Below are 13,646 nucleotides of genomic sequence, written 5' to 3'. Positions count from 1 at the left end.
CGATGTCAGTCCAGCATGTCCAGCAGATCCCACTCGTTCTCGCACACCCGCCGGCCGATCGCCGCCAGTTCCACCGACCGCTCCCCGCCGCGCAGGTGCCGCATCGCCTGCATCACGCAGATGACGCCCCACTTCAGCACCCCGAACGTCTCCCACCAGCGCAGCGCGTCCCGGTCGACGGGGTGGCCGCCCGCCTTCTCGTACGCGCCGACCAGGTCGTCGTAGTGGCCGAACCCGCCCACGGGCGGCGCCGCGCCGAACCGCCACGCCTTGACGCACAGCCAGCCGAGGTCCTCCAGGGGGTCGCCGGCGTGGGCGAGCTCCCAGTCGAGCACCGCCCGCACGCCCTCCGGGCCGACGATCAGGTTGCCGTTGCGGAAGTCGCCGTGCACCAGGACGCGCCCGGTGGCGGCCGGGCGGGTGCCTGCCAGCCGCCGGAAGGCGAGCTCGAACACGGGATGCGGCTGCCCGGTGAGGTCAAGCACGTCCCGCCACCGGCGCAGCGGATCGGCCACGGCCCCGGCGGGGACGGGCATCCGGTGGATGGCGGCCAGCGCCTGCCCGCACTGCGCCGCCAGCCTGGGCCGGGCCTCCCGGTAGAGGTCGTCGCGCAGGATCCGCCTCGGGATCGTCTCACCCTCGACGCGCGTCATGATCAGGTACGTGTCCGTGGCGGCCACCACCCCGGGCACCGGCACCCCGGCCCGGCGGGCGTCCCGCAGCAGCGCCGCCTCACCGGCCGGTCCGCCGCCTGCCCGGCCACCGATCTGATCGGCCAGGGCGTCACCCGTGCCCCCCAGGCGCAGGACCAGCTCGTGCCGCCGGTCGGCGGCGTCGATCACGTCCAGGGACCACGTCTCGCGGGACGCCCCGCCGGACAGCCTGGCCCGGGACGCCACGCGCGCTGCAGCGCCGAACACCTCCCGCACGATCGCGTCCGGATCGGTCATCGCAGTCCGAACTCCCAGTTGCCGCCCGCCGCGTACACCCCGAGCACCCGTCGCCCCACCGAGTCGATGTGCACCTCGTCGGGCCCGTCGTAGATCCGCCCGGCGCGCGCGTGCCGGTACATCCGGTCGAGCGGCGTGTCCGGGGTGAGCCCCGCCGCGCCGTACACCTGGATCGCCCGGTCGATCACGTTGTGCAGCATCCGGGCGCCCACCACCTTGATCGCGCCGATCTCCACCCGCGCGTCGCCGCCCGAGTCCACCGCCTCCGCCGCGTGCAGGGTGAGCAGCCGGGCGGCCTGGATCTCGGCGTAGGAGTCGAACACGTGCTCCCGCATGAGCTGCTTCTTGGCCAGTGGCTCGCTGAACGCGGTCCGCTCGTGCAGCCGCCGGCACATCAGGTCGAACGCCCGCTGCGCCTGTCCCAGCCACCGCATGCAGTGGAAGATCCGCCCCGGCCCCAGCCGCCGCTGCGCGATCACGAACCCCTGCCCCCTGGCGCCGAGCAGGTTCCCGGCCGGCACCCGCACGTCCTCGTAGCGCACCTCGCAGTGCGCCCCGCCGAGCCCGAGCACCGGCGTCTCGCGGACGATGTTGTAGCCGGGCGTCCCGGTCGGCACCAGGATCATCGAGAAGGCCAGGTGCGGCGGCGCCTGGCCGCCCTCGGTGCGGCACATCACCGTCGTGTACGCGGCCTGCGAGGCGCCCGTGGTGAACCACTTGTGCCCGTTGATCACCCACTCGTCCCCGTCGAGCGCCGCGGTGGTCATGATCTGGGTGGGATCGCTGCTGGACACGTCCGGCTCGGTCATCGCGAAGCTGGGCGAGATGTCGCCGCGCACCAGCGGCATCAGATAGCGCTCCCGCTGCTCGGCGGAGGCGTGCTCGTGCAGCATCAGCGAGTCCTGGAGGGTGAACGTGCCCAGGACGAGCTGCCCGAACTCGCTGCGCCCCTGCACCTCGTTCACGTACACGTAGTCGAGGAACGGCAGCCCGCCGCCGCCCAGCTCGCGCGGATGCCCGAGCGCCCACAGGCCCTCCTTCTTGGCCTCCTCGCGCAGCTCGCGCAGGGTCGCCGCGGCGGCCTCCCCGCCTTCGTGCAGCACCCGCTCCGACGGCTCGACCCGCTCGGTCATGAACGCGTGGACGGCGTCGCGGACCGGCCGGACGCTGTCGGGGACGGCGAAGCTCATGGCCCGATCCCAGCCGAAAAAGATTGCGCGGTCAACGGTTCGGTTCGGGAAGAATACGACTCATGACAGGTGATGAGCGCGCGCCGCACGACGCTCCCTCGGCCGCCGAGCTGGTCGCGGCGGTGCGCGACTTCCTCGCCGCCGACGTGCTGCCCGCCGTCGACGGCCGCACGCGCTTCCACGCCCGCGTCGCGGTCAACGTGCTGGCCATGGTCGAGCGGGAGCTGCGGCTCGGCCCCGCCCAGGCCGGGGAGCACGCCGCCCGGCTGGCCGGGCTCGGCGTGGCGGACGACGCCGAGCTGGCCCGGGCGATCCGCGAGGGCCGCTTCGACGGCGACGACCGGCTCACGGACCTGCTGACCAGGGCCGTGCGGGCCAAGCTGGAGGTCGCCAACCCCGCATACCTGGCAGGGGACGAGAGGCCCGCCTCCGGGTGAGGAGGCGGGCCGGGGGTCAGTGCGTCCCCGTCAGGTCCATCGGCTTGACCTTCGGGTCGCCCTCGTCGGCGAAGTAGTCGTCCCGGGAGGTCGCGTCCTTGCCGTCGGCCACCTTCAGCGCCCGGAACAGGTACGTCCCCAGGACCGCCACGATCAGGTTCACCGCCAGCGCCAGGAAGCCCGCGTAGATCGTCATCTTCGTGTCGAACCCGAAGTTGCCCAGCGAGAACGCCGACCCGCCGAAGTGCGCCTTGCCGCTGGCCGGGTTCGGGATCAGGTACAGCATCCACATGCCGGCGCCGAGCCCGAACGCCCACCCGGCGATCAGCCCGCCCTTGTGGAACCACCGCGTGTACAGCCCCAGCGCCACCGACGGCAGCGTCTGCAGGATGATGACGCCGCCGATGAGCTGCAGGTCGATGGAGAACTGCGGGTCGAGCATCAGGATGCAGAGCACCGCGCCCACCTTGACCACCAGCGACACCAGCTTGGAGACCTTGGCCTCCTGGGCGTCGGTGGCGTTCTTGTTCAGGTACTCGCGGTAGATGTTGCGGGTGAACAGGTTCGCCGCGGCGATCGACATGATCGCGGCGGGCACCAGCGCGCCGATGCCGATCGCGGCGTAGGCGACGCCCGCGAACCAGTCGGGGAACATCTGGTCGAACAGCGCCGGCACGATCGTGTTCGTGTCGGCCTTCCCGTTGGCCCCCACGACCGGCTTGGTCCCGGCCGCGATGGCCATGAACCCGAGCAGCGCGATCAGCCCGAGCAGGAAGCTGTAGGCGGGCAGCGCCGACATGTTGCGCTTGATCACGCCCCGGTTCTTGGACGCCAGCACCCCGGTGAGGCTGTGCGGGTACAGGAACAGCGCCAGCGCCGACCCGAAGGCCAGCGTGATGTACTGAAGCTGGTTGGAGGCGTTCAGCGTGATCCCGTCGGCGGGGTTGGGCGAGGCCGCGAACTTGGCCTGGGCGGCGTCGAAGATCGAGCCCCAGCCGCCCAGCTTGGCCGGGATGTAGATCACGGCCGCCAGGATCACCACGTAGATCAGCGTGTCCTTGACGAACGCGATCAGCGCCGGCGCCCGCAGCCCCGACTGGTAGGTGTAGGCCGCCAGGATGGCGAAGGCGATGATGATCGGCAGGTGCCCGGTGATGCCCATCGTCTTGAGCACCGCCTCGATGCCGACGAGCTGCAGCGCGATGTACGGCATCGTCGCCACCAGGCCGGTGATCGCGATGAGCAGCGCCAGCGTCGGCGAGCCGAACCGGGCCCGGACGAAGTCGGCCGGCGTGACGAACCCGTGCACGTGCGACACCGACCACATCCGCGCCAGCACCAGGAACACCAGCGGATAGATGATCACGGTGTACGGCAGCGCGTAGAAGCCGAGCGCGCCGGCGCTGAACATCAGCGCCGGCACGGCCACGAACGTGTAGGCGGTGTAGAGGTCGCCGCCCACCAGGAACCAGGTGATCCAGGTGCCGAAGTTGCGCCCGCCCAGCCCCCACTCGTTGAGCGACTCGATGTTGTCGGGCCGCCGCCACCGGGCGGCGACGAAGCCCATGCCGCTCACCAGCAGGAACAGCAGCGTGAAGACGACCAGCTCGGTCGTGTGCGCGCTCACTTCGTCATCCGGTACACGAGCGTGGTGCAGCCGACGCCGACGGCGATGAAGGCGATCTGCAGCCAGTAGAACACCGGGAAGCCCAGCAGGCGGGGCTCGTCCGAGTTGAACAGGAACGTCAGCAGGGGCAGCACGATCGGCACGAACAGCAGCCAGTTCCATGGGCTGCGATCGGTGCGCCGCCCGGTGTCTCGGGGGGTGGTCATCGGTGTCTCCGCGTCCACATAAGGAGCCAGGGGCGCCGAACCGGCCCCCTGACTCGCGGTCAGTGGCAGGAGACTAACCGTGCGGGGATATTAACCCCAACGTCACCTTTATTACGATTTAGCCTAAAATGTCATGTGGAGCCGGAAAGGTCAAGATCCTTGACCCGTGGGTCGCCCTCGTCGGCCGTGTAATGGCCCGGTTTGGTGCCGTCCACGCCGTCCGGCGCCCGCATCGCCCGCGCCACCAGCGTCCCGAGCACCGACACCACCAGGTTCACGATCAGCGCCAGGAACCCCGCGTAGACGGTCATCTTCGTGTCCAGCCCCAGCTTGGCCAGCTGGAACGCCGAGCCGCCGAAGTGCTCGTGGTCGGTCACCGGGTTGGAGATGTTGTAGAGCAGCACCATCCCGGTGCCCATGCCGGCGATCCACCCCGCGATCAGCCCGCCCCGGTGGAACCAGCGGGTGAACAGCCCGATCGCCACCGACGGCAGCGTCTGCAGGATGATGACGCCGCCGATGAGCTGCAGGTCGATGGAGAACTGCGGATCGATGCCCAGGATGAACAGCACCGCGCCGACCTTCACCACGAGCGAGGTCACCTTGCTGACGTTCGCCTCCTGGGCGTCGGTGGCGTTCTTGTTCAGGTACTCGCGGTAGATGTTGCGGGTGAACAGGTTCGCCGCGGCGATCGACATGATCGCGGCGGGCACCAGCGCCCCGATGCCGACCGCCGCGAACGCGACGCCCGCGAACCAGTCGGGGAACATCTGGTCGAACAGCACCGGCACGACCGTGTTGCCGTCGGTGCCGATCGGTCTGACCCCGGCCGCGATCGCCATGTAGCCGAGCAGCGCGATGAGCGCGAGCAGCAGGCTGTAGGCGGGCAGCGCGGACATGTTCCGCTTGATCACGTCGCGGTTGCGCGAGGCGAGCACGCCGGTGACGCTGTGCGGGTAGAGGAACAGCGCCAGCGCCGAGCCCAGGGCCAGCGTGACGTACTGGAGCTGGTTGTTGGCGTTGAGCAGGACCCCGTCGTTCGGGGCCGGCGTGGCGGCGAACTTCTCCGCGGCCCGCCCGAAGATGACGTCCCAGCCGCCGAGCCGGGCCGGGATGTAGATGATCGCCACCATGATCACCACGTAGATGAGCACGTCCTTGACGAACGCGATCAGCGCCGGCGCCCGCAGCCCCGACTGGTAGGTGTAGGCCGCCAGGATGACGAAGGCGATGATCAGCGGCAGGTCGCTGAGGAAGCCGCCGCCCGCGATGCCCATCGTCTTCAGCACCGCCTCGATGCCGACGAGCTGCAGCGCGATGTACGGCATCGTGGCCACGATGCCGGTGATCGCCACCAGCAGCGCCAGCGTCGGCGAGCCGAACCGCACCCGCACGAAGTCGGCCGGCGTGACCAGCCCGTGCACGTGCGACACCGACCACAGCCGGATCATCACCAGGAACACCAGCGGGTAGACGATCACGGTGTACGGCACCGCGAAGAACCCGGCGGCGCCCGCGCCGAACAGCAGCGCCGGCACGGCCACGAACGTGTACGCGGTGTAGAGGTCGCCGCCCACCAGGAACCAGGTGATCCACGCGCCGAAGTTGCGCCCGCCGAGCTCCCACTCGTCCAGGCTGGCCAGGTCGGCCGGCCGCCGCCATCGCGCCGCGACGAAGCCCATGCCGCTCACCAGCAGGAACAGCACGGTGAAGACGACGATCTCGGTCACATGCCCGCTCACGGCCGCCTCCTGCCGCGCTTGGTCATCTGGTAGACGAGCGTGGTGGTGCCCACGCCGAGCAGGATGAAGGCCATCTGCAGCCAGTAGAACAGCGGGAACCCGAACAGCCGGGGCTCGTCGGCGTTGAACAGGAAGGGGAGCAGGGGGATGACGATGGGGACGAGCAGCAGCCAGTTCCAGGGGCTGCGGTCACTCTTCTCATCGGGCACGGCGATCTCCTATGACAGTGAGGAGAAGCAGCTCTGCCCGGCACATTAACGACGCCCGTAAATCCGGTCAGGTCACCGATCGGCGAATGGTCGTCTCCCCGCGCCGAACGGGGAAAACATGACACAGGATGTCCTCTTTCCCGGGCAGGCTGACCCCATGATTGCTCTGGTGGCGGGCGCGACCCGCGGCACGGGACGGGGAATCGCGGTGGAGCTGGGCGCCGCCGGCGCGACCGTCTACTGCACCGGCAGGTCGACCCGCGAGCGGCGCTCGGAGATGAACCGTCCCGAGACCATCGAGGAGACCGCCGGGCGGGTGACCGCCGCCGGCGGCACCGGCATCCCCGTCCGGGTTGACCATCTGGACCCGGCCCAGGTCGAGGCGCTGGCCGGGCGGATCGGCGACGAGCACGGCCGGCTGGACGTGCTGGTCAACGACATCTGGGGCGCCGACGCGCTGTGGCAGTGGCGCACCCCGGTCTGGGAGCACGACCTGGACAAGGGCCTGCGCCTGCTCCGGCTGGCGATCGACACCCACCTCATCACCAGCCACCACCTGCTGCCGCTGCTGATCCGCCACCCGGGCGGCCTGGTCGTGGAGGTCACCGACGGCACCTGGGACTTCAACGCCACCCGCTACCGCGATTCGATCTTCTACGACCTGGCCAAGACGGCCGTCAACCGGCTGGCGTACGCGCAGGCCCGGGAGCTGCGCGAGCACGGCGGCACGGCGGTGGCGCTCACCCCGGGCTTCCTGCGCTCGGAGGCCATGCTGGACAACTTCGGCGTCACCGAGGAGACCTGGCGCGACGCCGTCGCCGGCGATCCCGCGTTCGGGGTGTCGGAGACGCCGGCGTACGCGGGCCGGGCGGTCGCCGCGCTCGCCACCGACCCCGGCCGGAGCCGCTGGTCCGGCAGGAGCGTCTCCAGTGAGGAGCTCGCGCTGGCGTACGGGTTCACCGACGCCGACGGCAGCAGGCCGCAGGTGTGGCGCTACATCACCGAGGTGCTGGAGGGCGGCAAGCAGGCGTCACCCGGGGACTACCGGTAGAGGGCCGCGGTCCGGGCCGCCGCCTCCGCGACCAGCGCGCGCAGCTCCGGCGGGCCCAGCACCTCGGCCTCCGGGCCGAAGCGCAGCACCTGTGAGTAGGCCACCTCCACCGACTCGACGGCCAGCCGCACCGTGCCGTCGGGCCGCAGCGAGGCGAGCGCGCCGGGGAGCGCGGCCGGGTCGGCGACGTGCCGCAGCAGCCGCACGCCGCGCGGGCTCAGCCGCAGCGTGACCTCCTCGCGCAGCAGCGAGCGGGTGAACTCGGCGGACTGCCCGGCCCAGAACGCGGCCAGGTCGAAGCCCGGGTCCCGGTCGAACCCGCCGCCGCCCTGCTCGACCGCGCCGAACCGGTCCACCCGGTAGACGAGGAAGCGCCCGCGCGAGCGCGCGGCCAGATACCAGGAGCCGCCCTTCAGCACCAGCCCGTACGGCTCCAGCTCGCGCACCCGGTCCCGGTACGACGCGGTCACCGTGCAGTCGTTCCACACGGCCCTGGCCAGCGGCGCGAGCGCGGCCGGCGGCGGGTCGCCGGGGGCGAACCAGCCCGGCGCGTCCAGATGGAAGCGCTGCGCGGCCGTGGCGGGGGCGTCGCGCAGGCCGGGCGCGAGCGCGGCGGCGGCCTTCAGCCGGGCCGTCGCGGCCACCTCCTGCAGCCCCATCTCGCGCAGCGCGGCGGGCACCCCCGACAGGAACAGCGCCTCGGCCTCCGCCCGGTCCAGCCCGGTCAGCCGGGTGCGGTAGCCCTCCAGCAGCCGATAGCCGCCGCCGCGCCCCCGGTCGGCGTAGACGGGGATGCCCGCCTCCGACAGCGCCAGCACGTCGCGGTGCACGGTCCGCTCCGACACCTCCAGCTCGCGGGCCAGCTCGGCCGCCGTCATCCCGCCCCGGCCCTGCAGCAGCAGGACCAGCGACATCAGCCGCGCGGCGCGCACAGCGGCAGGATCACGGCCGACGGATGCTCCGGGGAGCGGGACACCTCCACGTCGGCGGCCACCATCGGCCCGCCCTCGCCGAGCGGCCGGCCGGTGCCGGGATTGCGGGCGATCGTCGGATAGGCGCCCGCGGCCACGTGCACCCGGATCCGGTGCCCGCGCCGGAACCGGTGGCCGACCGGCCACAGATCCACCAGCACCCTCCGCACGTCACCCACCATATCGGGCAGGTCCGGGCCCAGCCGGCGCACGCCCTCGCACACGTTCATCGACCGGCCGCCCGGGTGCACGTCGCACACCCGCACGACCACGTCCACGTACGGCGTGCTGGAGCGGACGAACAGCTCGGCGCCGACCGGCCCGATCGCCTCGACGTCCGACTCCAGCGCGGCCGAGGAGTAGACGAGCACGTCGCGCCGGGCCTCCAGGCGACGCTGGTCACGCGGCCGGGAGTCGGCCAGCAGCACCGGCCCGCCGATCACCGGCGTCGGATGGTCGGGGTGGTAGCGGAAGCGGTCCGTCCCGTCCTCGCGCGGCGGCTCCCGGTCGAGCCGGGCACCCTCGCGCAGATGCCACCGGACCTGCCGCGTCCCCGGCACCGGCCAGTCGGGGTAGTCGCGCCACTCCCCGGCCCCCGTCACGTACAGCCGCACCGGCTGCTCGCGCAGCCCCGACGGGTCGCCGAGCAGGTGCGCCCGGAACCAGGCCAGCGACTCGGCCATCGCGACCCGCCCGTGCCGCGCGTCCACGTGCCACCACGGCCCGATCGTCAGCTGCGGCCGCCGCCCCGCCGCCCGCAGCGCCAGGTAGTCCTTGAGCTGCCACGGCAGGAAGACGTCGTACCACCCGCCGAGCATGGTGACCGCCGCCTCCACCTCACCCACCCTGGGGGAGAAGTCGCGCTTGTTCCAGTACGGCACGGCGGGGTCGGCGTGGTGGGCCAGCAGATCCCGGTAGAAGCGCAGCGGGCGGCCCGCCGAGGCCAGGTCGAGCTCGGACACCGGCCGCCCCGACAGCGCCGACAGCACCGCCCGCCGGGTCGTGCGGGGAGCGGTCAGCGGGGCGGCCGCGCCGCCGAACCGGCGCGACATCGCGTCGGTCAGCGTCGTCCAGCTCAGCGCCGACTCCAGCGCGAACGCCCCGCCGACGTAGGCGGCGTCGCGGAACTGGGAGGCGGTGATCTGCGTGGCCATCGCCTTCAGCTCGGGCCCGGCCTCGGCCGCCACCGCCCACTGCGTGTAGCCCAGGTAGGAGGGGCCGAACATGGCCAGCGACCCGCCGTACCACGGCTGCTCGCGCAGCCAGGCGAGCGTCGCCAGGCCGTCGTCGCGCTCGTCGCCGAGCGGGTCGAGCAGCCCGCCGGAGCCGAAACCGCCCCGGCAGCTCTGGATCACCACGTGGAAGCCGTTGCGGGCGAAGCCGCGCCCGTACACGAACCCGAACACGCCGCGCCTGCCGTAGGGGGAGCGGACGAGGATCACCGGCGCGGGACCGCCCCCGGCGGCCTCGTACCGGTCGGCGAGCAGTACCACGCCGTCGGGCATCTCCACAGGAAGGTCACGATAGATCCGGACACGTCGCATATGTCACCAGTAACAGATGCCGCCCCGGCTGTGACAGCCAGGGCGGCATCCGCGTTCACGATCGCGTCAACCCGTGATCACGGGGTGATCACGGCGACGTCTTGTCGGGGCGTTCGGAGACGCGGATGGCGTTCACGATCGTCGGCCCCTGCCGGGCGGCGAAGCGCACGTTCAGCTGGCCGTCGGTGACGCGCACCGTGTACTGCCTGCTGACCGCCGTGTACGTGCCCGCCTCCAGGGCCAGGTCGAGCGCCGGGATGGCGAGCTGGCCCTCGACGAGCACGTCGAACACCCGCCGGCCCATGTCCATGTTGCGGATCTCGGCGAAGTCCAGCTCGACCGTGTAGACCCCGGCCGGCACGTTGTCGAAGCGGTACTCCAGCATGCCCTCACGGGCCGTCCGGAACAGCGCCTGGTCCTCGGTGCCGTCGATGCTCCTGCGGGTGTCGCGCTCGCGGGTGCCGCTGCCCACGTACCCGTGCCCGCCCTGGCGGTAGCGGGCGTCGGGCGTCCAGGCGTCGCCGGCGGCGTCGGTGGACGAGCGGCTCGCGCCCACGTCGACGGCCACCTGATGCTTGGGCACCACGACCGTCACCGCGACCTCGATGACCGGCTGCCGGCCGCTGGCGGACTTGATGACCAGCTTCCCGGCGCGGGTCGTGCCGGCCGTCACGCCCGCGCTCGACACCGTCACCTCCAGCGTCGCCTTCTGCCCCTTGGCCAGGTCGCCGGACACGGGCGTGACGCCGAGCCAGCCGTCCGCCGGATCGGTGGTGACCGTGTACGGCGTCGGCGAGCCCAGGTTCGTCAGCTCCAGCGTCTTCGTCCTGGAGGCGTCCGCCGGCATGACCACGGTGACCTCGGCCGTCGAGGCGGCCACCCGGCCGGTCACCAGCGCCGTGTCCACCTTCGTCACCGTGGCCGGGGCGACGGTGACCGCCTGGGTGAAGGTGCCGTAGTGCTCCTTGGAGACGACGACCTCGTAGTCGCCCGCCAGGAGCTGGCCGTAGAAGGAGCCGTCCGCGCCGGTGGTGAACGTCGCCACGTCCCCCACCTTGACGGTCGCGCCCGGCAGCGGGTCGCCGTCGTTGGCGTCGGTGACCACGCCCGTCACCAGGCCGTGGCGGCTCGCGCTGAACGTCAGGCCCTGCCCGGTGGCCAGCGCCGGCTCCTCGTACAGGTACTGCAGCGCGTCGTTCCCGGCCGCGTTCTCGATGCCGACGGTGCCGGCCGAGCCCTGGTCCCTGGCGCTCTCGATGTCCTTGTAGCGGTAGCTCATCGTGCCGTCCTCGCCGAGCAGGGCCGAGAACGACACCCGCTGCGTGGCGTCGGCGTAGAACCGCACGTTGCGCCACTCGATCACGAACGCGCGGTGCGGCGCCGTCCCGGTGACGCCGGTGTAGACGCCGCTCTGGGCGTCGACCACGAAGTCATCCCAGAACGGGTAGACGGCGTTGTTCGGGGTGGCCGTCGCGGGCAGCCGGCTGTTGCCCGCCGCCACGACCCGGTCGGCCGCGAAGGTGGCGAAGCCGTTGGTCGCGATCCACGCCCGGCTCTGGCCGGTGCCGTAGAACGGGACCGGGAACGGCAGCGTCACCTGGGCGGCCTCGTCGTCGCCGGTGAGCGCGAGCTTGTCGGTGCCCGCCACGTACGGCGCCGGGGCGCTGCGGCAGGTGTAGCCGAACCCGTCGCTGCGCAGCGGCAGCTCGATGTCCTTGGTCAGGTCCCCGGCCACCGTGACGGGCACGGACGCGGGGCTGGCGCACCGCGAGGCCGGGGTGACGTCGAGCTCGTGGTCGCCGTGCGGCAGCGCCAGCTCGTAGCGGCCCGAGGCGTCGGCGACCGCGCTGAGCGGCGTGCCCCTGGCCGTCACGCGGGCGCCGGGCTCGGCCGTCCCGGCCGTGCTCACGGTGCCCGACACCACGCCGGTGGGCTGCCTGACCAGGGTCACGTCCGCCGTGGCGGTCGCGTCGCCGGCCACCGTCACCGCCGCCGTGGCGGTGTCGTAGCCGAACCTCTCCGCCTGCACCCGGTACTCGCCCGGCAGCAGCCGGACGGCGGCGTACGTGCCGTCCGGGCCGGTCACGGCGCTGCGCGCGGTCGGTCCCTCGATGGTCACCGTGACCCCGGCCACCGGCGCGCCGCCGGAGGTGACCGTGCCCGTCAGCCCGCCGAGGCTCTCCTGCGGCGCGGCCTGGACGGCGGCGTAGGCGTCGAGCCGGCCCTCGCCCCAGATGTTGTTGTCGGTCGCCGTGCCGCCGCAGCTGGTGTCGTCCACGTCGATCGCGGTGCTGTCCAGCAGCGGCCGGGTGGCGTCGACGTCGCCCTGCAGGCGCGGCGCCGCCGACCAGATGAGCGCCACCGTGGCCGCCACGTGCGGCGAGGCCATCGACGTGCCCGTGTAGGAGTCGTAGGAGCCGCCGGGCACCGACGAGCGCACGTTCACCGCGGGGGCGGCGATGTTCGGCTTGATCTCGCCGTCCTCGCCCTCACCCTTGCTGGAGCGCGCGTACAGCGCGTTGTTGACGTCGAAGCCGCCCGCGCTGTAGCTGACCCGGTACTGGCCGGGGGAGCCGCTGGTGTCGCAGGCCGGGCCCTCGTTGCCGTTGGCGAACATGGGGAAGATGCCGGCCGCGACCCAGGCCTCTACCGTCGGCTTGTACCAGGGGTCGAAGCCGTCGCCGCCCCAGGAGTTGTTGACGATGTCCGGGGCCAGGTCCGGGCGCGGGTTCTCGCCGTTCAGGTCCGTCGGCGCGAGCACCCACTGGCCGGCGGCCAGCAGGGAGGCGTCGGTGCAGGAGTTGGTCTCGCAGCCCTTGGCCGCGATCCAGCGGGCGGCCGGGGCGACGCCGATGCCGTCGGCGCCCACCATCGTGCCCATCACGTGAGTGCCGTGCCCGTTGTTGTCGCACGGGGCCGCGCTCGGGCAGACCTGTCCCGGGTCGAACCAGTTGTAGTCGTGCCGCACCGAGCCGTCCGGGCTGCTGCCCCGGTAGGCCGCGGCCAGTTCCGGGTGGTCGAACTGGACGCCGCTGTCGATGTTGGCCACCACGATGCCCTCACCGCGGTTGCCCAGCTCGCTCCACACGCGCGGGGCGCCGACCCGGTCGACGTTCCACTCGACGGCGTTGACCTTGACCTCGGCCTTGCCGGGCACCGGCTTGGGCAGCGCCACGGTGCGGATCGGGTCGATCCGGTCCACCTCGGGGAGCTTGGCGATCTCGGCCGCCAGCTTCGGACCGGCCGTCACCTTGACCGCGTTGACGATCCAGAACGGGGTGTAGTCGGCGTCGTTGGATTCCAGCAGCTTGCGCAGGGCCGCCTGCGAGGTCTTGGCCCGCGCGGTCTTGGCCTCGTAGACGCGTTCGGCCTTGACCTCCTTGGCGGTGGCCCGGCGCGCGCCGCTGAGGTCGGCCTCGCCCTTCATCCGTACCCAGAAGGTGGCCTTGCCGTCGCCGTCCAGCTGGGCCTGGACGGACTGGTTGATCTTGCCCGGATCGGGCGCGGCCTGGGCCACGCCCTGCGGGACGACGAGACTCAAGGATGCGATTGCTCCCACCAGGAGCGCACGCCAACGGGGGGTGCTCGGCACAAGCTCTCCTTCACCGCGATGGTGCAGAGGTGATCTTTACGCCTCTGTGGAGAAGAGTGAAGAGATCGTGTTGGGAATGCAAGGGGCATCCTCCAACAAAAATTGACAAGTTATGAAATGTAATCTG

Annotated in this window: 11 protein-coding genes; 2 read left to right on the top strand and 9 right to left on the bottom strand. The window is 71.9% G+C overall.

Annotated elements, in window-relative coordinates:
• Nucleotides 1-5: 5 nt before the first annotated feature.
• Nucleotides 6-950 (bottom strand): phosphotransferase family protein, encoded by a 945-nt coding sequence (locus ADY59_RS17320; RefSeq protein ID WP_049563331.1) that lies wholly within the window; start codon nt 948-950, stop codon nt 6-8.
• Complete coding sequence (locus tag ADY59_RS17315) at nt 947-2,140, bottom strand: acyl-CoA dehydrogenase family protein (RefSeq protein ID WP_049563329.1); 1,194 nt, start codon at nt 2,138-2,140, stop codon at nt 947-949. The genes ADY59_RS17320 and ADY59_RS17315 overlap by 4 nt, the downstream gene beginning before the upstream one ends.
• 62 nt (nt 2,141-2,202) lie before the next feature.
• On the opposite strand from ADY59_RS17315, the gene ADY59_RS17310 reads away from it, so the two are divergent.
• A complete protein-coding gene (locus ADY59_RS17310; protein WP_049563327.1) occupies nt 2,203-2,577 on the top strand; it encodes a DUF6285 domain-containing protein in 375 nt (124 codons plus the stop codon).
• 16 nt (nt 2,578-2,593) lie between these two features.
• Here ADY59_RS17310 and mctP (ADY59_RS17305) read toward each other — a convergent pair whose 3' ends face one another.
• The 4 genes from mctP (ADY59_RS17305) to ADY59_RS17290 all read right to left on the bottom strand — a co-directional run bounded on the left by mctP (ADY59_RS17305) (nt 2,594) and on the right by ADY59_RS17290 (nt 6,361).
• Nucleotides 2,594-4,204 carry a monocarboxylate uptake permease MctP gene (gene mctP / locus ADY59_RS17305; RefSeq protein ID WP_049563326.1) on the bottom strand — a complete coding sequence of 537 codons (1,611 nt, stop codon included), beginning with the start codon at nt 4,202-4,204 and terminating at the stop codon, nt 2,594-2,596.
• Nucleotides 4,201-4,410 carry a DUF3311 domain-containing protein gene (locus ADY59_RS17300; protein ID WP_049563324.1) on the bottom strand — a complete coding sequence of 70 codons (210 nt, stop codon included), beginning with the start codon at nt 4,408-4,410 and terminating at the stop codon, nt 4,201-4,203. The genes mctP (ADY59_RS17305) and ADY59_RS17300 overlap by 4 nt, the downstream gene beginning before the upstream one ends.
• 131 nt (nt 4,411-4,541) lie before the next feature.
• On the bottom strand, nt 4,542-6,152 hold the full coding sequence (gene mctP, locus ADY59_RS17295; RefSeq protein WP_049563322.1) for a monocarboxylate uptake permease MctP: 1,611 nt from the start codon (nt 6,150-6,152) through the stop codon (nt 4,542-4,544).
• A complete protein-coding gene (locus ADY59_RS17290; protein WP_156325556.1) occupies nt 6,149-6,361 on the bottom strand; it encodes a DUF3311 domain-containing protein in 213 nt (70 codons plus the stop codon). The genes mctP (ADY59_RS17295) and ADY59_RS17290 overlap by 4 nt, the downstream gene beginning before the upstream one ends.
• 157 nt (nt 6,362-6,518) lie before the next feature.
• Between ADY59_RS17290 and ADY59_RS17285 the strand changes: the two genes are divergently transcribed.
• A complete protein-coding gene (locus tag ADY59_RS17285; protein WP_082310166.1) occupies nt 6,519-7,412 on the top strand; it encodes an SDR family oxidoreductase in 894 nt (297 codons plus the stop codon).
• On the opposite strand, the gene ADY59_RS17280 is transcribed toward ADY59_RS17285, so the two are convergent.
• From ADY59_RS17280 to ADY59_RS17270, 3 genes are all read right to left on the bottom strand, one after another.
• Nucleotides 7,403-8,344, bottom strand: coding sequence for a helix-turn-helix transcriptional regulator (locus ADY59_RS17280; RefSeq protein WP_049563317.1), 942 nt, complete (start codon nt 8,342-8,344; stop codon nt 7,403-7,405). The genes ADY59_RS17285 and ADY59_RS17280 overlap by 10 nt on opposite strands.
• Nucleotides 8,326-9,888 carry a CocE/NonD family hydrolase gene (locus ADY59_RS17275; protein WP_082310170.1) on the bottom strand — a complete coding sequence of 521 codons (1,563 nt, stop codon included), beginning with the start codon at nt 9,886-9,888 and terminating at the stop codon, nt 8,326-8,328. Before ADY59_RS17275 ends, ADY59_RS17280 begins: the two co-directional genes overlap by 19 nt.
• 127 nt (nt 9,889-10,015) lie before the next feature.
• On the bottom strand, nt 10,016-13,468 hold the full coding sequence (locus tag ADY59_RS17270) for a S8 family serine peptidase (protein WP_231618753.1): 3,453 nt from the start codon (nt 13,466-13,468) through the stop codon (nt 10,016-10,018).
• Nucleotides 13,469-13,646 lie beyond the last annotated feature (178 nt).

The sequence above is a fragment of the Nonomuraea sp. SBT364 genome, from assembly GCF_001083785.1.
Classification (GTDB): domain Bacteria; phylum Actinomycetota; class Actinomycetes; order Streptosporangiales; family Streptosporangiaceae; genus Nonomuraea.
This window is presented reverse-complemented; position numbering and strand designations above follow the sequence as displayed.

Excerpts from the sequence above, each read along its gene's own strand:
- ADY59_RS17320 (WP_049563331.1), bottom strand. The coding sequence starts at position 950 with ATGACCGATCCGGACGCGATCGTGCGGGAGGTGTTCGGCGCTGCAGCG.
- ADY59_RS17315 (WP_049563329.1), bottom strand. The coding sequence starts at position 2,140 with ATGAGCTTCGCCGTCCCCGACAGCGTCCGGCCGGTCCGCGACGCCGTC.
- ADY59_RS17310 (WP_049563327.1), top strand. The coding sequence starts at position 2,203 with ATGACAGGTGATGAGCGCGCGCCGCACGACGCTCCCTCGGCCGCCGAG.
- ADY59_RS17300 (WP_049563324.1), bottom strand. The coding sequence starts at position 4,410 with ATGACCACCCCCCGAGACACCGGGCGGCGCACCGATCGCAGCCCATGG.
- ADY59_RS17285 (WP_082310166.1), top strand. The coding sequence starts at position 6,519 with ATGATTGCTCTGGTGGCGGGCGCGACCCGCGGCACGGGACGGGGAATC.
- ADY59_RS17275 (WP_082310170.1), bottom strand. The coding sequence starts at position 9,888 with ATGCCCGACGGCGTGGTACTGCTCGCCGACCGGTACGAGGCCGCCGGG.